Origin of the sequence: Ruegeria sp. EL01, from assembly GCF_900313035.1 — a bacterium.
In the GTDB taxonomy this organism is placed as follows: domain Bacteria; phylum Pseudomonadota; class Alphaproteobacteria; order Rhodobacterales; family Rhodobacteraceae; genus Ruegeria.
The window spans coordinates 39,430-62,326 of record NZ_OMPS01000047.1; the positions used below are offsets into that span (position 1 = coordinate 39,430).

Sequence of the window (22,897 nt, forward strand, 5' to 3'; positions counted from 1 at the left end):
TTATGCTCCCTGCGGTTCGACCAGCATCCGGCCGCGCATTTCCATGTGCAGCGCGTGGCAGAACCACTGGCAATAGAACCAGTGCACGCCCGGACGGTCTGCGGTGAAGGTGACCGAAGCGGTCGCCATCGGTGCAACTTCCATCGCCACACCGTAATTGCCCAGACAGAAGCCGTGGGTCACATCGTCCACGTCATCCAGGTTTGTGATGTAGACCGTGACCTCGTCACCCTGTCTGACGGTGAACTTCTCAAGGCTGAAGGTTGGGGCCTGCGATGTCATATAGACCCGCACCTTGTTGCCGTCCCGGATGGGTTCCTCGGCGCCGTCCTCCAGATCGACGCCATCGGCCTCGGCCTGTTTGCGGGCGTCTTCCCAGGTGATGTCGTTGCGATCCCAGATGTTGACCGGGTTGACGATGTCGGCGCGCACCATGATCGAGTCATGCGGCTCGGCAAAGGTCGGCCCGTCGTGAACCACCTTCATCTCATTGGATGAGATGTCGATCAGCTGCTCGTTCTCGGGCTTCAGCGGGCCTGTGTTCAGGAACCGGTCCTTCGAAAACTTGTTCATCGAAATCAGCCACTTGCCGTCAGCCTCTTTGGTTTCTCCCATGGTGGTCGAGTTGTGACCAGGCTGATAATGCACATCGACCTTCGAGATGATCGGATCCACATCCGCGCCACCATAAGCCTTGATCGCGTCCTCCAGATTCCACTTCACGATCTGGCTGTCCAGGAACAGCGTAGTGAACGCGTTGCCCTGACCGTCATAGGCGGTGTGAAGCGGGCCAAGACCCAGCTGCGGTTCGCCGACAATACACGACCGCGGATCGGCATCGCTTTCAAACAGCGCGTCCAGCTTGGTGACGTCCATGATCGAAACGGTCGGCGACAGCTTACCGTTGATACAGACATGCTTGCCATCCGGCGCTGTGTTGATACCGTGCGGCGAGTTCGGGATCGGAATGTAACGGGTGTACTTCTTGTTCTGCCCCTTACGGCCGTCCAGAACCTTGACGCCTTTCAGCTCCTGATAGTCGCCGGCCTCAATCCCCGCTTCGATTTCCGCAAGGTTGAAGACAACGACATGGTCCAGCTCGTTCTCGGTCATCTCGGCGAGGTTCATACCCATTTCCGAGTTGTATGAGGTCGAATAGGCGTATTTGCCCTGATAGTCGCAGTCGGTGTTGTCCAGGTTGCCCGACACGATCACCTGCCACGCCACTTCCATGGTGTCACCGTCCAGCGCGGTGAAGATGTTCACGTATTGCGACGGATCGTCCAGCACGGTGCCATCGTTGACCAGCGGCGTTTCATCTTCGCCATTGGCAAAGACATAGCCGGTGCGCGGGAATTTCTGCGGGCGCAGACCGTGGATCGCCTTGGCGTTCGGGATCTCGGTGATCTTGTCGCATTTCATCACGTCACAACGCACGCGGGCAACGCGGGTGTTGGCCTTGTCGTTCATGAACAGATAGCGGCCATCATAGGTGCCATCGGTGAACGACATATGCGGGTGGTGAAGGTCGCCATTGTCATAGGTTTTCAGGCCACGCTTGGCGAGAAATTCCTTGGTTTCCGGCAGCAGACCATCGGTCATGATCTTCAACGACTCGTTGGTCTGGCCCCAACCGGTGGCCGAGCAGCGGTTGAAGACCGGCACCCGCATCAGCTCGCGCATGGAAGGGAAGCCAAGGATACGCAGTTCACCGGTCTGACCCGAGGACCAGAAGCCGTAATACTCGTCCAACTCACCGGGCTCCAGATTGGCATTGGCGGCAGCGCTGGCTTCCTTTGCGGTCATCAGGGTTGACCCCAGACCGGTCCCGGCCAACACAGCGCCGGTTGCGGTTGCACCCAGCATGCCCCGGCGTGTGACGTTCAGTTTCTTGTCATGTTCCGACATGGTGTTTCTCCTTTAGGAAACGGATTGCGGTTTGGCGTTCGGATGGTTCGCCGGTGGTTGTCCGAGTGGGGTCTTGAGATCGACCGACCCTGTCTTGGCCCGCCGCTTGAGCTGGCGGATAACGACGGGACATTTGTCCTCGGACTGGTAGAGCACCTGACAATGCAGGCAGGTGACGCACTCGTTCGGATTGATCTCACCGGTAGGGTGGATCGCCTGAACGGGGCATTCATTTGCGCAGGTCTGACAGGGGGTGCCGCAATCCTTGTAGCGGCGCAGCCAGTCGAACATGCGCATGCGGGCCGGGATCGCCAGCGCCCCGCCCAGCGGGCAAAGGTAGCGGCAGTAGAAACGCTCAACAAACAACCCGATCCCCAGCAGGGTCAGCGCAAAGACAACAAAAGGCCAGTCGCGCATGAATTTCAGGATGATCGCGGTCTTGAACGGTTCGATCTCGGCATATTTTTCGGCCAGCGGGATCGAGACAAAACTCAACCCAAAAAGCCCCAGAAAGATCATGTATTTCGCAGGCCACAGGCGTTCGTTCAGCCCCCATGGCAGCGTCCATTGCGGCACGCGCAACGCCCGCGCAATCTTGTTGGTCAGCTCTTGCAGGGCACCAAACGGGCACAGCCAGCCGCAATAGGCGCCGCGCCCCCAGAACAGCAAGGCGGCAGCCACAGCAAACCATTGGATGAAGACCAGCGGATCCAGCAGGAAGGCATCCCATGAGAACCCCGTGCGCAAGCTGCCCGCCAGCGCCATCAGGTTCACCACGCTCAGCTGGGCATTGGCGTACCAGCCGATGAAGAACAGGGTCATCGTCAGGTATCCGATGCGGAACCAGTAGAAGACCCGCGCATTCATCGTCGCGTGGAACTGAAAGAAGAAAGTGGCAGACAACACCAACAACATGACGCCCAAACCGGCGATCTCGACCGTGCGATCTTTCCAGATGCGCTGCCATAGGGCGGCCTTGGCGGCGGCTTCACTGGTGGCATCATCCACCACAGTGGGGGCGGCAACGGGCAACAGATATTGCTCGGGCAATTTGTAACCCAGATCGAAGGTCAGGAACGTCTTTTCAACGGCGCCCACGGCCCGTTGCACCAGCAGTTGCAGACGGAATGGCTCGGCCGGATCAAACTCCGCCTCGGTGGGGATCTTGAAAATATCCAGCTCGGTGAAACTGGGCGCATCGGGGGCAGAAACCCTGCCCAGACGCTCTTGTTGTTTGTCAAAAAATCGCACCGAATTGTCGCCCTGGATCAGCTGTATGCGGTCGAAGATCCCACCGCGCACATAACCCGAGCCCTTATAGCTGTAAGCCCCGCGCCCCAGCACCAGAATGGCTTGCTCACCGTCGTCCAGCCATTCGGTCAGGTTCTGATACTCGGCCTCACCCAACAGGGATTTCCCGACCGAGGGGATAGAAACCAATGCCAGATGCATGTCGATGAAGGTGTCGTCCGGCGCGCCCGGTTCGGGACGTTTGATGGCCCGCTGATCGCCCGTAGCCTCGAACGCGGCATTGACCTGTCCGACATCCAGCGTCAACCGCCGGATCGATCCATCCCCTGACAGCGTCGCCCAGTCATAGGTCGCATCCTGCGCCGTGTCGATTTCGCGCTTCGGCCCATCGGCCTGCAACGGGGACAACCCCCCCAGACCCAGCGCGCGGGCCACTTTGATGCCACCGCGCACAAGGCTGTCATCAATCACCATGATCGTCACGGTCGCGCCCGAGATGATGTCGAGGTCATGCCCCTCACCGCCGGTCTCGGCTTCGACTTTCAGGTCGAGCCCGGCATAGCCTTCGGTCAACTCAACCATGCGCGAATTGGGGATACCGATCAGAACAATAGGTTCCGAATGTTTGACAAGTTGCACACCGGCCAGAACAGCATCTGCGTCAATCGCAGCGACCACATGGATCGGTTTGCCCGAATACCCGGTGGTGCCGACAAAATCAGAAGTCAGGAAAGCCCAGGCAACCGTTTCACCTGCCTTCAGAACGGGCGCAACGGGCACATCCTCGCGCACGGGACCAAAGGCATCGGCACCGGGGGCCAGATCGACGGGTTCAATCTCGGGCAGGAAGCTGGCGAGGCTGTCGGCATGGGCACCAAGCGCCATCAGGCAGGACAAGATGAAGGCCAGCAGAAAATGGGTTGCGCGACTTACGACCACGGCGCACCTCCGGAAACTTGGGTAAACGCCTTGGACGCGCGCGAGGCGCGTTCGGTTTTGATTTCTGGCTCACGCGGGGGCCCGCGGGTTTCGGGCCAGAGCCGAGCCGAATTGTATGAGACGAACACGTCCTCATGCCGGCTTTGCACGTGATGTATAAACTCAATACGCGCCAAATCAGGGACGTCCGGGACCGGAACAACCCCTGTTACAGCGCATAAAGTACAGTCGGCGCATTTCGGGCAGGGCTTAGTCGGGTCCTGGCCTTCTTCATCAAGATCGACCTCAACCCAGACCGCACCTGCCTCCGAGCAGATTTCTATCCACATGCTTTCCCCGGGGCTCGCCAGCGCCGGGCCAAACGTTTGCAAAAGCAAGAGGAAGATGCCCGCCAAACCACACGCCGCATGAAAGGCACGGACAGAGAGGTCATGTATTGTGGCATTGGCCAGCATTGAGAATCCAACTCGGTAACTGTTCCCGAGTCCTAAGGGATTCTTGCTTTGGCTAACTTGACTTAGGTCAGGTGTTTTCAAATCACCGGTTTTTTATGCAAACGGGTTTTGCGAGTGCCATATCGCAGGGCACCGCGAGCGCAGGCCTACTCGTCAGCCTCATCCATCAACCCACGCACCCAACGCCCGGCCAGCCAGGATGCAGGCACGCCCAAGGGTAGGCACCACCACAGCGCGGTGATCGGAGCGAGCACGCTGAACCCCAAGCCATGCAGGATGAGCCCCGCCAGAAACAGGTTGATGGCCACGGTCAATGCCGTCGCCGGATAGAGCAAGATGGCCAATCTCCAGACCGGCCATTTGCCCTCAGTGGCTGGTGCCTTCTGAGAATGTGATCTTGTTCCAGACATTGTACTTTCCAGACGGTTTGCGCATCGGAAGACGGCGGATTTCTTCCAGCGTCTGTGCGTCATAAACAATCACCGCGCCGTCATCTTCCCAGATCGACACAAGCGCGTGGCGACCATCTTTGGTGAATTCCACATGGGCCACGGTTTTGCCGGGCGCAGGGCGCAGCGTTTTGACGATTTCAAGGCTCTGCTTGTCGATCACGTGCATCGCGTCCTTGTTGGGACCAAAGAACACATCAGCCCAGACGTAGGGTGAGTTTTCATGGCTGCGCATAAAGAACCCGGGCCCTAAAGTCTTGATCCGTTTGACGGTTTCCCATGTCTCCATGTCGATCACGGAAACGGTGCCATCGCTCAGATGCGGCGTGGCCATCACGGTGGTATCGCCATATCGCCATGTGATGCCCGATCCCAGATGCGGCATACCCGGCAGGTCCAGATCAGCCACTTTCTGGCCGATGACCAGATCGATGACCTGCCCACCATTTCCGTCGCGAGACGCGCCCATGACGTATTCATAACTCTGGTCGAAAAAGAAATCGTCCAGATAGTCGGGCGTGGTGATCTTGCGCACTGGAAAGGGATTTGGGTTCTTGAACTGCCCCTCAATGCGGAAATCATGGCCCAGCCCGAACTGAGGTGGGTTGTCGCCGTAATAAACCTCCCAAATCTCGGGCACATCCTTTAACGCCAACACAAAACTCTCGCGCGGCGGTGCCTGATAAACAGCCGAGACACGGCTGGGTTTGCCCTTCTTGCTTTTGATGTCGATGACTTCGGCGACGGAGAGGTCTTCGGTCGACAGCAATGTCAGGCTGTTGGGCAGGTAATTCGCCACAGCCAGCCAATTGCCATCGCCCGACATGGCGATGTTGCGGCTGTTCAGGCCCGCACGCACACGGCCCACCTGTTGCAGCGCCCAGATGTCATATTTCTGCACCCAACCATCGCGCGACATGATGAAGACATAGCGCCCATCGGCGCTGAATTTCGGCCCGCCATGGACGGCAAAGGGCGTCTCGAACCGGTCAAGAACCTCGAACGTGTCGCCGTCCAGAACGCTGACATGATGATCTCCGGTTTCAACCACCAGCGTTATGTTCATCGGGTCACTAGTCCAGACCGGCGCATCCACCAAAGCGTAATCTTCGTCCAGAATGCGACTTGCCATGATCTCGGCCTCGCCCCATTCAGGGTTGGTTTCCAACGGCGATTTCAACCAGCCTGCCAGTTCCTCAATTTGCAGCACGTCCAACTCATGCGAAAACGCAGGCATCTGCGTGGCGATACGCCCCTCTGCAATCACTGAGGCCACACGAGGGCCACGCATCCGCTTCAACGTCTCAGGGATCAGCGCCGGGCCAACACCGCCCAAACGATTCTCCCCATGGCACGAGGCGCAGTGCTCGGCAAAATCTGACGGCGCATCCGCCCAGACAGCGCCCGCACTCAGGATCGCGCACACCGCCCCGACGTTCATCTTTTTGAAAATACTCCCGCCGGAGGCTCCTGCGCGCGCCACACGCATGGCAGTAGACCGAACGGAGCAGACGGTGTCAAAAGAACTGATGCGCCGGATCATGACGTTTCCCCCGGAAAGGCGTGACCTGCAGACGCTCATCTGCATCATCCACACCGATTTCATCATTTGACAGGTAACAGGCCGGGTCTTCGGCCCAGGGATCTCCGGTCAATTTCAAGGCCCGGATGCGGGTGTTGCCGCCACAAACATCCCTGAGCTGACAGGCCCCGCACCGCCCTTTCAGCGGACGTGGACGGGTGCGCAGCAGGGCCAGCATCGGGTCATCACCGGTCCAAAGTTCGGAAAACGAAGCGGTCTTCACATTGCCGACGGTATAATCCGACCAGTAGGTGTCCGGGTGAACCCGGCCCAGATTGTCGATATTCGCCACGCCCAGGCCGCTGGAATTGCCGCCCCAACGGGCAAGATGTTCGCGCACATGCGCCTCTTTCTCGGCATCGAAGTGCGCGCGGACCCAATTCAGGAAATAGCCTGCATCAGCATCATTATTGCCGGTCACGATATCCAGTGGTCGCCCGCCCGAGGCGGCCTCCCACGCGCGTTCCAGCAACAGATCCAGACCTTTACGGGTGCGCCTGTGTTCGGCATCCTCGCCTCGGTTCTTGTCGCCACGCCCGGCATAGACCAAATGGGACAGGTAGAACTTGTCAACGCCTTCGTCATCACACAGCTGCAGCAGATCAGGCAGGTGATGTTGCGTACCCCCGGTCAGGCAAAAGCGCAGGCCAACCTTGATGCCGCGCTTTTTGCATTCGCGCACGCCACGCAAGGCGTCGGCAAAAGCACCTTCGACACCTCGGAACCAATCATTGGTGGCCCCAATCCCGTCCAGCGAGATGCCGACATAGTTAAAGCCAATCTCGGCGATCCTATCGGCGGTTTCGCCGTGAATTCGCGTGCCGTTGGTCGACAGCGCCAGCATCGGCACCAGATCGCGGGCACGATTGGCGATGTCAAAGAAATCGAACCGGTCCAGCGGTTCCCCACCCGAGAGGATCAAGGCCGGGACGCGAAACTGGCCAAGATCCTCAAGGGTTTCCATGGCTTGCTCATGACTGAGCTCGCCCGGGAACGCCACATCCGCCGAGACGGTGTAACAGTGACGACATTTCAAGTTGCAGCGTCGGGTCAGATTCCAGATCACCACCGGTTTCACCGGGCCGGGGCGGCGCTTGCGCACCGGGGTCGGGGTAACCAGCTGATGCATGTATTCGGTCAGGCGGAACATGGTCTCAGCCTTTCACTTGTTCGTTTGTTTTCAGGCGCAACCCGGTCTTTTTCAGGATGCGCGTGGAATAAAGAATGTCCTTGGCGCGACAGGCTCCGCCCAAAATGGCGCTGATTTGGTTGCGTTTCTCTTCGACTTCGGCGCGGTTGGTGCCGTGCACCATGGCAAACAGGTTGTAGGGCCAGTCCGGCAAAGCGCGCGGGCGTTCGTAGCAATGGGTGACAAAGGGCAACGCGCCGATATGCGTGCCCAATTCGCTGATCTGGTCGTCAGCCACGTCCCAAACGGTCATTCCGTTCGAGGTCATGCCCAGCTTGTAGTGATTGGGTGCGGCAGCGATGCGACGGATTACGCCACGCGCCTTAAGTTCTGCCAGACGACTGAGCAGCGCGTCCTCGGCCATTCCAAGTGTTTCGACCACCTGCGCGAAAGGCGCGGGTACAAAGGGCAGACCGCCCTGTAGCGCCTCGATAATCTGTCTGTCTTTCGCGTCGATCATGCCGCTACCCTGAAGCCGATGAAGAATTCCTGAAGTTTGGGGAATTGCAGAACCTCTATCCCTGTTTCCATTTGGATTGCTTTGGCTGTATCTCCGATCCCTTTGGCGGTTTCGGTGGCCAGTACGAACCACATGTTCAACCGATGTGTGCGTTCATAATTATGCGCCACCTCGGGATGCGCATTGACTTTGGTCAGGACGGTTTCGAAATCTTCATCGGGCACCGCCATGGCACACAGGCAGAACGCGCCGCCCATCGCAGCGGCATCGAAGAACGGACCAAACCGGGTGATCACACGATCTTCGCGCAAGCGAGTCAGACGGCTGAGCAGCTCGCTTTCGGATATGCCCAGCTCCTGGGCAATAGCACCATACAGGTTAGATACCAGCGGCAGATCATCCTGCATCCGGTTCAGGATCGCGCGGTCGGTTCTGTCTAACGTCATGCTGCAGCCTCATCGTGTTTGATCAACGCGCCGGTCTGTTTGAAGCAACGAGTTGAGAACAGGACCTTGTGCTGCGCCCCGAACATCTCTGGCAGGGCGGCGGCCCCTGCGAGCACCTGCCGCGCCTCGCTGCGCGAGCGGGCGTGAATCATGGAATACAATCGATAGGGCCAGACGCCTTCGACCGGACGCCGCTCGTAACACAGTGTGACACCGGGATGTGCCGCAAGGACGGGTCCCGCGACCGAGACCTGTTCGGATGGCATGTCCCAGACTACCATCGCATTGGCCGACCAGCCCAAGGCGCGGTGTCGCACGATCACGCCTAGGCGCGAGACGATGCCCGCCACATGCAGCGCTTTGATCCGTCCCATCACATCATCTGCGTTCCGTTCCAATGACCGGGCCAGCGTGGCATAGGGATCGACGACCAAAGGCAGACCGGAACTGAGCGCCTGCAACAACGAACGGTCGCCGTCCTGCATGACAGTGCGATCCACCTTGCGCGGCCGCGGTACATCATGGGATGTGCCGGACATGCGAAAGCCCAGATCCACATTGAACGGGCGTATCAGCCGCAGATCCAGAACATGCAGCCCGGTCCTTTCTTCGATCCGCGCCAACGTCTCATCCACATGCGCCCGGTCCGGGCCAGTGGCGACAAACCAAAGGTTCCAATCATCCTCGCGCTGGTAGTTGTGGTTTACCCCTGGTTCGGCGTCGATCAGAGCGGCGACCTCTTCCAGCCGCTCATCCGGCGCGGCGACGGCGGCCAAAGTGCTGGCGGAAACGGCACCCGGTGCGATCGTTGCGCCCACTCGCGTGATCCGCCCCGTCGCACGCATACGGGCGAGGCGATCAAGAACACCGACTTCATCCAAACCGAGGGCATCAGCCAACGGTTGAAAAGGGCGCTCAATGACAGGGAAATTGCGCTGGAATTCATCCAGTAGGCGGCGGTCGATCGGGTCGGTGATATGATGCATCGATTATAGCCCCGTTCTGTGCGCGCGGGCGGTGAAGAATATGCCGGACGGACTGTCCGCCTCAATTTCACGCAGTTTTTCAAAGCTTTGCGTGTCGTAGATCATGACCTTGTTGGCGTCCCGCACGCTGATCCAGACCTCATGACCACGCGGCGTGAACTCCATATGCAACACAGCGGGGCCGGGTTTGAACTCATGGATGATCTTCTTGCTGACGGAATCGATCACCTGGATCGTGTCGTTCAGAGGATGGGCAAAGTTGACCCAAACCTGCCGCCCATCGGGGCGGGCCATGGCAAAGACCGGCTGTCCATGGGTTTGAGTGCGCCCGGTTTCCGTCAATGTGCCAGCGTCGATCCAGAGGATTTCGCGATGGCCGACGGCGGGCAGAACGAATTCGCGGCCGGTCAGCGCCCAACCTTCCAGATGGGGCATCTTGTAGACGGGCATTTCCTTTTGTCCGCGTCCGTAGCCGGGCAGCACGCGGATCGGTTCAGGACTATCCGCCCACAGGTCAAGCGCGGTCAGACCATCCTCACCGAACAGGCCGGTGATATAGGTGCGGCCATTGGCGGTGATCAGCGCGTCATAGGGGTGTTCGCCCATATCCGTGATCTTGGTGATCTCGGGTTTGCCCGCGGCAAAATCGGCGATCCAAGTTTCGCCTGTATCCCACATGGTGAACACAAAGCGACGGCCCGGCGCATCAACCAAGCCAATAGTTTTGCTTCCGGTCGGGATGTCAGCCACCATTTCGAGCGTATCGGCGTCAAATACACGGACCCCGCCGGGTTCATAATTTGATACCGCGACCAACGTGCCGTCATCCGAAATGGCGCCGCCGATGGCATTGCCGGATTGCACGATACGGTTGGCGATTTGCCGAGTGACGATATCGACTTTGGTTAGCCCGCCATCGCGCCCGAACACATAGGCAAAGCGTTGATCGGGTGAATAGACCAAAGAGGCATGGGACAGGTCGCCCAAGCCCTTGATGCGCGCCAGTGCTGCGCGGTCGGACTGATCAACCAGCAGGACCGAGCCCTTGGCGCGTTCAATCACCAGCCCCAGATCTCCGGTCGCGGTGGGTTCTGCATGGGCGGCAGTCATCATCAGGGTTGTGACAAGGCCAAGGATAAGATGTTTCATTGTGCCTCCGGTTGCAGAAGGTAGCGTGCGATCCATTCAGCCTCTTCCGGGCTGATCAGAGGTCGCCATGGGGGCATCGCAGTGTCAGGGATGCCGTCCAGGATCACTCCGGTCAGTACCTCGGCGTCATAGTGACCCAGTGTTTCAGCCCGAAGGTCAGGGCCAAGCCCCCCTTTCAGGGACAGGCCGTGGCATGACCCACAATCCTGATGAACAAGTCGCTTCAGGGCGTTGGGATCCAAAGCGTCAGCGGCAAAGGCCGAGGTCGCGACAAGCACGGCTGTTGTTAGAAAGGCGCGCAGGGTCCAGCCAGTGCCACCGGCAGGCGCGGCAGAGCGCAACCCCAACTGGATATGAGCAAGGCTAGCCATGGGCCTGTTCCAAAATCCGGGCAACAGGCTGTTGCGCATATAGCGAGACCACATCACCAATGATGAACAGCGTTGGTGCCCTGAGCGCGGCCGTGCGTGCATCCGTGGCGATCCGGTCCAGACGCGACACCAGGCGGCATTCATCCGGGGTCGTTGCGTTGCTGACGGCCAGAACCGGGGTGGACCCGGGCAGGTTTTCCGTCATCAAACCCACGGCAATCTGGCCGATGTTAGCGACGCCCATATAGATCACAACCGTCGAGTCGGGATCAGCCAACCGCTTCCAATCAAGATCAAGAACCTTGTCAGCCTGTCGATGCCCGGTGACAAACTGAACCGATGTTGCCAGACCACGATGTGTCAAAGGCACTCCGGTCGAGCTGGAGGCTCCCTGCGCGGCCGTAATGCCAGGGGCATATTCGACTGCGACACCGCGCGCGATCAGATACGCGGCCTCTTCCGAACCACGACCAAAAACCATCGGATCGCCGCCTTTCAGACGGGCTACATTGTGCCCAGCGCGGGCCTGTTCCAGCAAAATCTCGTTGATGCGATCCTGCGGGACGGTGTGGCATTTCGGGGCTTTCCCAACGGGGATCAGCTGCGCCGCGTCCGCATGCAGGGCAAGGATGTCGTCCGAGACCAGACGATCATAGACCACCACATCGGCCTGTTGCAGCATCCGCAGCGCGCGCAGGGTCAAAAGCTCGGGGTCACCTGGACCGGCACCGATCAGAAAAACCTTACCACTCATGTGTAAACTCGCTTGTTCTGAATGTCTTCTGAACCCGGGAGGTCCGGCAGATCCCACCTGCGGATCCGATGCGAAACTGGGACGTTGCTGGGTGAACCGGGCGTGTCATGGCCTGAGGGTGGCGCAATATCTGCGCGGCCTCCTTGACTAAAGTTAAGGAGCGCCGGATTTGCACCCGCGCTCCTTTGATATTGCATGTCATTTTGCCCTATGGTCAGGGTTCGACCGTGATCATCCCGATCATATTCTGCGTCTCCCAATGCGGCCCGCACAGATAGTTCTGCTGACCGGGTGTAAGGAAGGTCATTTCCACGAATTCTTCCGGGAACAGCCGATCGCTTTCGGGTTCGCTTCCATCTTTCAACAGCACGCTGTGGCTGGTACGTTTGTCCACATTGACCCAGCGCACCGTGGTCCCTGCCTGCACCGTCAGTTCGGCGGGGCAGAAGTTGTACTTGTACATCAATACCACCTCAGCCTCGCCAACTGCTGACGAGGGCTGGCCGAACATCTCGGCATAACGTTCTTCGGCTTCGGTGCAGATGGCCGCCGCGTCGTCATCCGCGGCAAAGGCGGGGGCAGCTACGAGCAGCAACGCCGAAAGAAGCCGGTGGGGTGTCATGGTCCAAGTCTCCGTTCCGAAAATGGGTTGGGGCCGCATGGTCTGGCCCCAATCCGTTATTGTTTGATCACATTGACAAAGGCGCTGTCGTCATCCAGCGCCAGGCTGGTATCCAGCGTCACGTGGTGGAACCGCGCAGCGGCAAAATCATCGTGAATGGCAAAGCCAACGGTGTAGGTCTGCCCGGGTTCCAGCGGCACATCGCCGGGCGCGCCAGAGATCAACGGACGGGTAAACACAACGGTCCACATCCCCCCGGACAGCTCGGCGGAAGCGGCAATCTCGCCCTCATTGACCACGCGCTGTTCCAGCAGATAGCCATTTGAGGCGCTACCATCTGCATAAACGCGCATCAGGTCGAGGAATGTGCCGTCCGTCAGATACTGCTCAATCTGCGCTTCGGCCTGCAGTTTGTCCCAACCACCCAGCGCCTTGCCACGGCGACCTTTGACCTCAACCTCGGTACGACTTTCGCTGATGTATTTGGTCACCGTGTCCTGAGCCGTCATGCGACCCGCGACATCACCATTGGCAGCAATTGCGTCCGCCTCGGGCGCGAAGGGCATATAGGTGTTGTCCGCATGACACGAAGCCCAGCAACCTACCTGATCGCCCATCTCGATCCCGGTGCCAGAGATCATCATGGCGACCTTGATCTGGTTGTCCGGGTCCATCTTGCCGCCATCGACAAAAGGCGCCGGGTTGTGACCCGCATCGGGCCATTGCAGACGGATATAGAGGTTTTCGTCGTCATGGGCCGCCTGTACCGTCGCGTCGATCACACCGCGCTTGCCAGGGATCGGGGTCGGTTCCAATTCACCGCCTGCAACGATCTTGTTGCCGATCATATCCAGCTCTTTGGCGTGACATGTGGTGCATTGGTCGCCACCTTTGGTCAACGGACGCGCGCCACCGTGGAACTTGCCGTTCTGCACCCATTCAAACGAGGCCTGACCGGGGTAAAACAACTTCAGATCCGCGCTGACCACAGCTCTCCAGTCGATATCAACGCCAACATCACCGTCGCCACCGCTTGCGGGTGCTGCGGCCTCTTCACCAGCAGCACTGGCGCGTTCTTCGGCCACTGCCGCATCAACGGCAGCTGCGATCTGAGCCTGCACAGCCTCTTGTTGTGCTTGTTTTGCTGCTTTTTCCACCTCGGCTGCGGCAGCCTCTTTGGTTTCGATCCTCTCAAGGCTGGCCAGATATTCGGCCGGGATTTCGCGGATGAAGTCTGGGTTCGGGGTCTCAAGCTGTTCCAGATACTCTTCGTCGGCCCGTTCACGGGCGTCCGAATGCGCAATTCCTTTGTGACAGTCGATACAGGTCTGGCCGACCTGCATCGCATTTAGGTGCTGCTGACGGGCGCGCGGTTTCTGAAACTCGGGCATCATCGATTCAAAGTCATGGCAGTTTCGGCACTCGCGCGAGTCGGTGGCTTTCATCCGCTCCCATTCGTTCATCGCCAGATGCACGCGCTTGGCTTCGAATTTCTCGCGGGTGTTGATGGTGCCGACCATCTTGCCATACAGCTCCTTAGATGCCTTGATCTTGCGGATCATCTTGTGGGTCCAGTCCTTGGGCACGTGGCAGTCGGAACAGACCGCACCCACGCCAGACCGGTTCACGTCATGGATCGTGCCGGTGTATTCCTCGTAGACGAAATCGCGCATCTCGTGGCACGAGATACAGAATTCCTTGGTGTTGGTGGCTTCCATGGCGGTGTTGAAACCGCCCCAGAAGATGATGCCAGCGGCAAAAGCCGCGGCGATCCCGGCCACGGGCATTCCCCACAGGAAATACCGACGCCAGATCGGTTTTTTCTTATCCGGTTCGGGCTGGGTCATATCCGGGCTCCGTTTTGGCTGTCTTGGCTGCCGTGATTGGCATACCGGTGGATTGGGCTGATGGTTCGCCGGGACTGGGCCCAGAAATCAAAGAAAGGGCGGGCGATGGGCCCGCCCTTTCCGGTGTTACTTTCAAACCCGTCAGGTGACGTGGTTCGACCGGTTGTAGACGTTGAACTTACCGGTCGGAGCGTAGAGTCCTTCGATGCGACCAATTTCTTCCAGTGTCTTGGCGTCGAAGATCACGATCTGACCGTTGGGTTCCAACGAATCCGACAGGTTCCATTTAGAGACCCAGACCTCGGTGCCATCCGCATTGAATTCGAAGTGAACAGCGGCGCTGCCTTCGTCTTCGGTGATCTGGATGGTTTTCACTATCTCGCCGGTCTCTTTCGAGATGACCTGCACCGATTGCTGTACTTCAGGCTCGGGGTGTTTGGTCTGATCCGCCCAGATGTAGTCCGAGTTCGGATGGGTGCGGACAAACAGACCGGGTCCGTCGGTTTCGACCTCGTAACAGATCTTCCAGGCATCATCCGGGCGGTTTTCCGGATCATTGCCCCAGACCGTCACGGTGCCGACGCCAAGGTGCGTCGTGCCAGCGACCGGACCGCAATTCGGATCATTCCAGTTGGCGCCCGGACCGGGGTGTGGCAACGCAGCGGTGTCGATCATCGCCTCAAGCTTGTGGGTCTCGGTATCGACGACGACCATCTTGTTCGACGCGTTTGCCGCGATCTGGAAGTACCGTCCTGTGGGATCAAAAAACCCGTCATGCAGGAACTTGGCGCTGTCGATCTTGTCGATCCGCAAATTGTCGAGGTCGGTGTAATCCACCTGCCATAGCTGGCCGAGTTCCTTGACCGCAACAATCCATGTCGGCTCGTTCGGAGTGGTGTAGATGGCAGCCACGCGGGCCTCTTCCACGTAATCGCCGTCCACGTTCACGCCGCGGGTCGATACAACCTTGACCGGTTCCATTGTCTGGGCATCAACGATGGCGAAATGAGGTGGCCAATAGCCCCCACCGATAACGTATTTCCCGTCGCCGGACACCGCGACATCGCGGGCGTCATAGGCAATCTTGACCTCGGAAACCAACATCTTGTCCGGCGTTTGCCAAAGGTCAATCTTGGTCATCTTGCCGTCTCGACCCATGGTGTACCAGAAACGACCGGGTTGTTCGGGCTCTTCCAGCGCATGGTGTTCGGACGCTTTCAGAACATGCACCGCATAGCCGGTCGGGATATGCGTCAGCACCTCTTTGGTGTCACCGTCGATCACGGCCACCTTGCCCACGTCACGTTCGATAACGACAAAGAAGTTTTCCCAGTTGCGGCCATGCAGTGGCTCGGTCGGGTAGTCTTCTTCTTCGACATAAACCTTGCGGGTCGCCATCATTTGCTCAAGCGACATCTCTGGCGGCTTGGGCGCATCCATCATGATGTATGTCGCCATATCCTTGATTTCCTGCTCGGACATTATGTCCGAGAAGTTGTTCATGCCGCCCTCGGTTCCCCAGGCGATGATCTTTTCAAGGCGTTCCTGACCCAACTGAAGGGTCCCACCTTCGGTCACAGTGCCGTCGGCTGCGGTCTTTTTCCAATGTGGTTCCAGGTTTTTACCTGTGGCACCTTTGCGCAAAACGCCGTGACAGCCTGCGCATTGTTCAAAGTAAAGCTGTTTGGACGATTCAAAGGCTTCGTCGCTCAATGCTGGCTCTTCGGCTAAGGCTGGCGCAGCGACGCTGCCCAGCAACATTGCCAAACCGACCCCGAAGGCGCGGCCCGTTTTGTTGTAGCTGATTCCAAGTGACATGATCACTCTCCATTTGCGTGGTGAGGCAAGGCAGAAGGTGCGGCAGGCGCAGCGCCCGCTCCTTGACCAAAGTCAACGAGAGGGGCAGAAACCTGCGAAGAAACCCCATCAATTGCGCGAAAAAGGCGGCGAAAACCTGTGTTTCAAACACATATTTTCGCCCTTTTGATTTTGGTTAAGTGCCGGGCGAACCTGCGCTGCTAGGTCTGGATCAAACACACTCCGACCCAGGGAGAGCGGATATGCCAGCGGCAATCTCACGCCTTTTCTCAGAAGGCTTTCGCATTTTTTTCTTGTCTGCCGGGCTTTACGGTTTGTTTGCCGGATGTGCCTGGGGTCTGTGGTTGGCAATGCAGACGGGCACGGTGCCCTTCGAGGCGGCGCCTTTTGCAATGACCCCACCGATGTGGCACGCCCACGAGATGATTTTTGGATATGCCGCCGCTGCGTTGGGTGGGTTCTTTCTAACCGCCGTCCCTAATTGGACCGGCAGCCCCGAGGCGCGCGTGGGCTTTATCACTCTGGCCGCTGCGCTTTGGTTCGCGGGGCGGCTTGCGATGTGGTTTTCGGCGTCTTTGCCACCGGCGGCGGTGGCTGTTATCGATTTGGCATTTGTGCCGGTTCTCGCTGCCAAAATCGCCAGCCAGCTGATCCGCCGACCAAAACCGCAGAACTTGGTGTTTCTGGCTTTTCTCACCTTCATATGGCTCGCCAATCTGATGACCCATCTGGAATGGATCGGTGCAACGGATGAGACGCTACAGACCGGCCTGCGCGCCGGGTTGCTGACGCTTTGCGCCATGATCGCAATTCTGGGCGGTCGGATCACACCCGCATTTACCCGCAACGCGATGAAGCGGGCTGGTGAACCCGAAGCAAGCTGGCCGGTATCAATGGCACGTCTGAACAAGCCCGCAATGGTGCTGGCCTTGGTCCTGCCACTGAGCGCTCTGATGGTCGGTACAGCCGGTCTTACCGGCGTGCTGGCTGTAACGCTGGGAACGGTTCAAGCGGTGCGAATGGCGCGTTGGCGAGTGGGTTGGGCCCTGAGTCAGCCGATTCTGATCGCTCTGCATCTGGGTCTTGGCATGTTGGCGCTGGGGTTGGTGCTGTGGGGGCTGGCAGTATTAGGCTATGGCAATGAAGTCGCTGCGTTGCATGTTCTTGGCATTGGCTGCGTTGGCGGCATGACCCTGGCCATGATGAGCCGCGCCGCGCTGGGTCATACGGGTCGATCTTTGGTCGCGCCGCCGCCGATGGCCGCAGCATATGGGCTGATGGCTGCCGCGGCTGTGCTCAGGTGGGTTGGATCGGGGTTGGATAATGGCTACCTGACCGCAATGTTGATGGCAGACGGGCTGTGGATTGCGGCCATCACGCTGTACCTGATTGCCATGTGGCCGGCACTGACCGGATCGCGCTTGGCCTCGCAGTCCTGACCGGACAATTGGTTTCCTGCGACCTGTCTTGACTTTCGTTAAGGCGGTCACGCCACCCCGTCGCCATTGTGCTTCTAATAGCTAATCGGCGCAAAGGAGAGCGCGATGCGAGAAGTCATGACAAAGAGCATGGCTCGCAATATTTTCTATGGCGGGTCACTGTTCTTCATTCTAATTTTTGTGGCCCTATCGGCCCATTCCCATCTGTATATCGTCAATTCCGAGAACGCGGCGAAACTGGATGACAGCGTCATCCGCGGCAAGCATGTCTGGGAAAAACGCGCCTGCATCAACTGCCACACGATTCTGGGTGAAGGGGCTTACTTTGCCCCCGAGGTCGGCAACGTGATGACACGTTGGGACGTTTTGGACGACCCGGAATCGGCCTTTGAAGCCTTGAAAGGCTGGATGGAGGCGCAGCCGACCGAAATTCCCGGTCGCCGGCAGATGCCGCAATTCAACCTCAGCGACGAAGAAATTCGCGACCTGACCAACTTTCTGATCTGGACGGACAATATCGACGCTCAGGACTGGCCGCCGAACGACGCCGGCTGAGAAGGGAACGAGACAATGAAATATGAATCGCAAAAAGTGGCCTATGCCTATTTCGCCGTGGCGATGGGCCTATTCGTGATCCAGGTGCTGGGCGGTCTGCTGGCAGGCTGGATCTATGTATCCCCCAATTTCTTAAGCGAGCTGCTGCCGTTCAACATTGTGCGGATGCTACACACAAACGCGCTGATCGTCTGGCTGATCCTGGGCTTCTTTGGCGCGGCCTATTTCCTGATCCCGGAAGAGGCCGAGCGTGAGATTCACTCGACAAAGCTGGCCTATCTACAGCTGCTGATTCTTGTGGTTGGAACGCTGGGCGTGGTGCTGACCTATACCTTCAACCTGTTCGAAGGAAATTGGTTGCTGGGCAAAGAGGGGCGCGAGTTCCTTGAGCAGCCCAAATGGGTCAAGGCCGGTATCGTCGTGGCCGCACTGATCTTTCTGTACAACGTGTCGATGACAGTTCTGAAGGGCAAGAAGACCGCGATCACCAACATCCTGTTGTTGGGTCTGTGGGGTCTGGCGCTGCTGTTCCTGTTTGCCTTCTACAATCCGGGCAACCTGTCCTTGGACAAGCAATACTGGTGGTATGTAGTCCACCTATGGGTCGAAGGTGTGTGGGAACTGATCATGGCCTCGATCCTGGCCTACCTGATGCTGAAGCTGACAGGTGTGGACCGCGAGATCGTCGAGAAATGGCTTTATGTCATCGTGGCTGCCGCGCTGTTCTCGGGCATTCTTGGCACAGGCCACCATTATTACTGGATCGGTACACCTGGGTATTGGCAGTGGATCGGATCGATCTTCTCAAGCCTCGAAGTGATCCCGTTCTTCGCGATGATGGCCTTTGCCTTCGTCATGGTCTGGAAGGGCCGCCGGGACCATCCCAACAAGGCCGCACTGTTGTGGTCGCTGGGCTGTGCCACATTGGCTTTCTTCGGAGCCGGCGTCTGGGGCTTCCTGCATACGCTGCACGGTGTGAACTATTACACCCACGGCACACAGATCACCGCAGCGCACGGTCACCTGGCCTTCTACGGTGCCTATGTCTGCCTCAATCTGGCGATCTTCAGCTATGCAATGCCGATCCTGAAAAACCGGGATCCGTATAATCAGGTGCTGAACATGGGATCGTTCTGGCTGATGACCAGCGGCATGGTCTTCATGACCTTCGTGCTGACATTCGGTGGGACCGTTCAAACGCATATGCAGCGGGTGGTCGGTGATTACTTCATGGACGTGCAGGATCAGATCGCGATCTTCTACTGGATGCGCTTTGGCTCTGGTCTGGTCGTGGTCATTGGTGCGCTGTTGTTCATGTACGCCATCTGGGTGCCTCGGAGAGAGGTCATTGAACCGGGTGCAGCCGAAACCCCTGCGGAGTGATGGAAATGGACGGTTCTTTACAACTGGGAACGGGGGCGGCTGACGCCCCCTTCTACCTGGCTCAGGACGACGAATGCGACGTGTTCGCCGCCGCCTATACCAACAACTTGCCAGTCCTGCTGAAGGGGCCGACAGGTTGCGGCAAGACCCGCTTTGTCGCGCATATGGCCGCAAGCCTTGGACGGCCGCTTTACACAGTGGCCTGCCACGACGACCTTGCTGCTGCCGACCTGATCGGTCGCTATCTGCTGAAAGGCGGAGAAACAGTCTGGGTCGATGGCCCCTTAACCCGCGCGGTGCGCGAAGGCGCGATTTGCTATCTCGATGAGGTGGTCGAGGCCCGCAAGGACGTCACCGTTGTTTTGCACCCGCTGACCGACGACCGGCGTATCCTGCCGATCGACCGCACCGGCGAAGAACTTGAGGCCACGCCCGGCTTTATGTTGGTGGCCTCGTACAACCCCGGTTACCAGAATATCCTGAAAACCCTGAAACCCTCGACCCGGCAGCGGTTCATTTCGCTGGAATTCGACTTCCCATCACCCGAAATGGAGGCAGAAGTTGTCGCACAGGAAAGCGGGCTGGCTCTGGAACGTTGCAAACCGTTGGTTCGGCTGGCGGGAAAGCTGCGGGGCCTCAAAGGTCAGGATCTTGAGGAAGGCGTTTCCACCCGTCTGGTCGTCTATGCCGCCACGCTAATCGCACAGGGTATGTCCACCGACCGCGCCATTCTTGCCGCCATGATCGAACCTCTGACCGATGACGAGGACATCAAACGCGGGCTCCTCGATCTTGTCACGGCTGTCTTTGGGTGAGGCCAACTGATGGTTAAGATCGATTTTGAGCCATGGGAACCCGAAGAAACGATCGGGAAACTATGGCACACCCTTGCCAGCCGCCTCGATGCACCTGAGGTGCATGTTGGAGCCGCGGTCGACCTTTCTGAGGTCGCGGGGCGGCTGGCAGTCCTCTTCCGAGGGCTTGGCGGTAGTCCGGGCGTTGAATTGCGCCCGGTCTCGCCCGAGGTTTCGCGTCACCGGCTGAGCTGGCGACGGCAGCTAGGGACCGAGGTCGAAATGATGCCACGCGCCTCGTTTGATGGCGAAGTATTGCGCCTGCCCGACAGTCTGGCTGTTTTTCCAGCACGTGAGGCCAATGGCGCATTGTATGTCTGGCTCGCAGCTGTCGCTGCCCACGCAGGAACTCGAATAGCTGAAGAAGACCCCCTGCGCGCCGATCTACACGCTTTGACATCTGCACAAGCAATGGTCGAGGCCACGCTGGAAGATGCCCCCGGCCTGCGCCCGCTTTATACAGAGCTTTGCAAAGGTGTGCTGCACCAGCGCGATATCCCGAACCTGCCATCCGCCGAGGCCGCTGTTGAAGATCTGATCCGCCACATGCTGGGAGATCCTCAATCCCTGTCTGCGAAAGGCGCGCAGCTATTGACGCTGGACGACGATCTAACCGCGCCGCGCGGGTACCAGCATTTCCGCCCGGTCCCTTTGTGGCCCGACCTGCGTGCTGTTGGGTTTTCCGAACATAACGAAGTTGAAAATCCTGACACCGACGGCCCTCCCGAGGAATCCGGCGAGAAAACTCACCGCGCCCGCCGCCGCAAATCCGATCAGGCCTCGCGCAGCGACAGTTTCATCCTGCACAAGTTTGAAGCTATCCTCAGCTGGGCCGAGTTCCTGAACATCAACCGCCGCATTGATGACGATGATCCCGACAATGCCAAAAAGGCAGCCGACGATCAGGAAGAGATCGGCCTTGGGCAAATCTCCAAAGCGCCGCCCACCAAGCTGAAGCTGCACCTCGATCTGGCACCCGAGGATGTGAATCGCGAGCGCTTGTCTGGCCGTATTCTCTATCCCGAATGGGACGTGCGCACCGGGCGGTATCTGCCTGATCACGTCAACGTTCTGCTGTCAGATGCTGATATCCGCGAGGATGCCGCCGAATTCGGCAAAGACCCCGCCACCGCCCGCCGCATCCGCGCCGTGAAACGCCAGTTCGAAGCTCTTCGCCCAGGCCGTGTAATGACCCGAGGCCATCTGGACGGCGATCAGTTGGACATCGAAACTGCCGTGCGTAGTGCCGTGGATCGACAAACCAGCGGTGAAGGAAACGAGCGCATTTGGATGCAATCCCGCCCCGAAGCCCGCGATCTGGCGGTATCGATCTTGCTGGATGTCAGCCGCTCCACAGAAAGCGCCGTCACAGGCCGCGCGGTGATTGACATTGAACGCGAGGCGTTGGCAGCGCTGGCCTGGGGCCTGAACGCCTGCGGCGACGACTTCGCCATCCACGCCTTCAGTTCGCTGAAACGTCAGCGCGTCTACGTCCAGCGCTGCAAACGCTTTGACGAACCGATGGGCCCGATCATTGAACAGCGCATCGCATCGCTACGGCCCGGTCACTACACACGTCTTGGCGCAGCGATCCGCCATTGCTCGGCTGATCTGGCCGAACAATCCCGCAGACGCCGCCTTTTGCTGGTGATCACCGACGGCAAACCCAACGATCTGGACCACTACGAGGGTCGCCACGGTATCGAGGACACCTGTATGGCCGTGCGTGAAGCGCGTCGCGCCCGACAATCCGTGTTTGGCGTGACCATCGACAAAACCGGCAAAAGCTGGTTCCCACGCATGTTCGGGCAAGGCGGGTTCGCCGTCATCCCCGACCCCCAGCGCCTGACGATGGCCCTGCCGCAAATCTACCGCCAACTGGTCGGCGCATGAGCGACGCATCCCTCATCGACGAGCTGCCGGGCGAGTTGCTGATGTGGGTGCTCATCATCTCGGAACTGCTGGTATTTGGCGCTGGACTTGTCGCCTTCATGAGCGTCCGCCTGACCGACCCGGTTGGCTTTGCCGAGGCGCAGTCACATCTGTATCGCACCGGTGCCGCCCTGAACACGGCGGTTCTGGTTACATCCGGATACCTTGCAGCGCAGGCGCTTCACTGGCGTCTTGCCGCCCAGCGCCGTGCAGCGCGCTTGGCCCTGATAGGCGCGTCCGCGCTGGGTATCGTGTTCCTGATCATCAAGGGCACGGAATACGCAGGCAAAGCGGCGCAGGGCATCACCTTCGAGACCCACCCGTTTTTCATGTTCTACTATCTGCTGACGGGGTTTCACGCCGCCCACGTGCTGGCAGGTGTTGGTATCCTGTTGTTGGTGGCATGGCGAGATGATCCCCGCAACATCGAGGCGGGCGCGCAATTCTGGCACATGGTCGATCTGGTCTGGATCATGTTGTTTCCCGTGATCTACCTGTTGGGATAAGA

At 58.9% G+C, this 22,897-nt stretch carries 21 protein-coding genes; 6 read left to right on the plus strand and 15 right to left on the minus strand.

Annotated elements, in window-relative coordinates; translation table 11 throughout:
* The 15 genes from nosZ to D9K61_RS23975 all read right to left on the minus strand — a co-directional run bounded on the left by nosZ (nt 1) and on the right by D9K61_RS23975 (nt 16,226).
* Complete coding sequence (gene nosZ, locus D9K61_RS23905) at nt 1–1,908, minus strand: TAT-dependent nitrous-oxide reductase (RefSeq protein WP_120635730.1); 1,908 nt, start codon at nt 1,906–1,908, stop codon at nt 1–3.
* Nucleotides 1,909–1,920: 12 nt separating this feature from the next.
* The gene (locus D9K61_RS23910; protein WP_254055861.1) at nt 1,921–4,044 is read right to left on the minus strand and encodes a NosR/NirI family protein; all 2,124 of its coding nucleotides are present in this window, start codon (nt 4,042–4,044) and stop codon (nt 1,921–1,923) included.
* Between the two features lie 44 nt (nt 4,045–4,088).
* Entirely contained in the window at nt 4,089–4,553 is a 465-nt protein-coding gene (locus D9K61_RS23915; protein ID WP_254055858.1) for a DUF2946 family protein, read from the minus strand.
* Nucleotides 4,554–4,699: 146 nt separating this feature from the next.
* Nucleotides 4,700–4,963 carry a hypothetical protein gene (locus D9K61_RS23920; RefSeq protein ID WP_120635732.1) on the minus strand — a complete coding sequence of 88 codons (264 nt, stop codon included), beginning with the start codon at nt 4,961–4,963 and terminating at the stop codon, nt 4,700–4,702.
* Entirely contained in the window at nt 4,920–6,443 is a 1,524-nt protein-coding gene (locus D9K61_RS23925) for a nitrite reductase (RefSeq protein ID WP_120635772.1), read from the minus strand. Before D9K61_RS23925 ends, D9K61_RS23920 begins: the two co-directional genes overlap by 44 nt.
* Nucleotides 6,444–6,519: 76 nt before the next feature.
* Nucleotides 6,520–7,734 (minus strand): heme d1 biosynthesis radical SAM protein NirJ, encoded by a 1,215-nt coding sequence (gene nirJ / locus D9K61_RS23930; RefSeq protein ID WP_120635733.1) that lies wholly within the window; start codon nt 7,732–7,734, stop codon nt 6,520–6,522.
* A gap of 4 nt (nt 7,735–7,738) precedes the next feature.
* Complete coding sequence (locus tag D9K61_RS23935; RefSeq protein ID WP_120635734.1) at nt 7,739–8,233, minus strand: Lrp/AsnC family transcriptional regulator; 495 nt, start codon at nt 8,231–8,233, stop codon at nt 7,739–7,741.
* A complete protein-coding gene (locus D9K61_RS23940; RefSeq protein WP_120635735.1) occupies nt 8,230–8,679 on the minus strand; it encodes an Lrp/AsnC family transcriptional regulator in 450 nt (149 codons plus the stop codon). The genes D9K61_RS23935 and D9K61_RS23940 overlap by 4 nt, the downstream gene beginning before the upstream one ends.
* On the minus strand, nt 8,676–9,665 hold the full coding sequence (locus D9K61_RS23945) for an AsnC family transcriptional regulator (protein ID WP_120635736.1): 990 nt from the start codon (nt 9,663–9,665) through the stop codon (nt 8,676–8,678). The genes D9K61_RS23940 and D9K61_RS23945 overlap by 4 nt, the downstream gene beginning before the upstream one ends.
* A 3-nt stretch (nt 9,666–9,668) precedes the next feature.
* Nucleotides 9,669–10,814 carry a cytochrome D1 domain-containing protein gene (locus D9K61_RS23950; protein WP_120635737.1) on the minus strand — a complete coding sequence of 382 codons (1,146 nt, stop codon included), beginning with the start codon at nt 10,812–10,814 and terminating at the stop codon, nt 9,669–9,671.
* A complete protein-coding gene (locus tag D9K61_RS23955; protein WP_254055859.1) occupies nt 10,811–11,185 on the minus strand; it encodes a cytochrome c in 375 nt (124 codons plus the stop codon). Before D9K61_RS23955 ends, D9K61_RS23950 begins: the two co-directional genes overlap by 4 nt.
* Nucleotides 11,178–11,939, minus strand: coding sequence for a uroporphyrinogen-III C-methyltransferase (gene cobA, locus D9K61_RS23960; protein WP_120635738.1), 762 nt, complete (start codon nt 11,937–11,939; stop codon nt 11,178–11,180). Before cobA ends, D9K61_RS23955 begins: the two co-directional genes overlap by 8 nt.
* 214 nt (nt 11,940–12,153) lie before the next feature.
* A complete protein-coding gene (locus D9K61_RS23965; protein ID WP_120635739.1) occupies nt 12,154–12,561 on the minus strand; it encodes a plastocyanin/azurin family copper-binding protein in 408 nt (135 codons plus the stop codon).
* A 56-nt stretch (nt 12,562–12,617) separates the two neighbouring features.
* Complete coding sequence (locus D9K61_RS23970) at nt 12,618–14,408, minus strand: NapC/NirT family cytochrome c (protein ID WP_120635740.1); 1,791 nt, start codon at nt 14,406–14,408, stop codon at nt 12,618–12,620.
* A gap of 141 nt (nt 14,409–14,549) precedes the next feature.
* Entirely contained in the window at nt 14,550–16,226 is a 1,677-nt protein-coding gene (locus tag D9K61_RS23975; protein ID WP_120635741.1) for a cytochrome D1 domain-containing protein, read from the minus strand.
* 242 nt (nt 16,227–16,468) lie between these two features.
* Between D9K61_RS23975 and D9K61_RS23980 the strand changes: the two genes are divergently transcribed.
* From D9K61_RS23980 to D9K61_RS24005, 6 genes are all read left to right on the plus strand, one after another.
* The gene (locus tag D9K61_RS23980; RefSeq protein WP_120635742.1) at nt 16,469–17,665 is read left to right on the plus strand and encodes an NnrS family protein; all 1,197 of its coding nucleotides are present in this window, start codon (nt 16,469–16,471) and stop codon (nt 17,663–17,665) included.
* A 105-nt stretch (nt 17,666–17,770) separates the two neighbouring features.
* Nucleotides 17,771–18,220, plus strand: a complete 450-nt coding sequence (locus tag D9K61_RS23985; protein ID WP_120635743.1) for a cytochrome c — start codon at nt 17,771–17,773, stop codon at nt 18,218–18,220.
* Between the two features lie 15 nt (nt 18,221–18,235).
* The gene (locus tag D9K61_RS23990) at nt 18,236–19,603 is read left to right on the plus strand and encodes a cbb3-type cytochrome c oxidase subunit I (RefSeq protein WP_120635744.1); all 1,368 of its coding nucleotides are present in this window, start codon (nt 18,236–18,238) and stop codon (nt 19,601–19,603) included.
* A gap of 5 nt (nt 19,604–19,608) precedes the next feature.
* Nucleotides 19,609–20,418 carry a CbbQ/NirQ/NorQ/GpvN family protein gene (locus D9K61_RS23995; protein ID WP_162947011.1) on the plus strand — a complete coding sequence of 270 codons (810 nt, stop codon included), beginning with the start codon at nt 19,609–19,611 and terminating at the stop codon, nt 20,416–20,418.
* Between the two features lie 9 nt (nt 20,419–20,427).
* Nucleotides 20,428–22,350: a nitric oxide reductase activation protein NorD gene (locus D9K61_RS24000; protein ID WP_120635746.1), complete on the plus strand. Its 1,923-nt coding sequence runs from the start codon at nt 20,428–20,430 to the stop codon at nt 22,348–22,350.
* Nucleotides 22,347–22,895, plus strand: coding sequence for a cytochrome c oxidase subunit 3 (locus tag D9K61_RS24005; protein ID WP_120635747.1), 549 nt, complete (start codon nt 22,347–22,349; stop codon nt 22,893–22,895). The genes D9K61_RS24000 and D9K61_RS24005 overlap by 4 nt, the downstream gene beginning before the upstream one ends.
* Nucleotides 22,896–22,897: the final 2 nt, after the last annotated feature.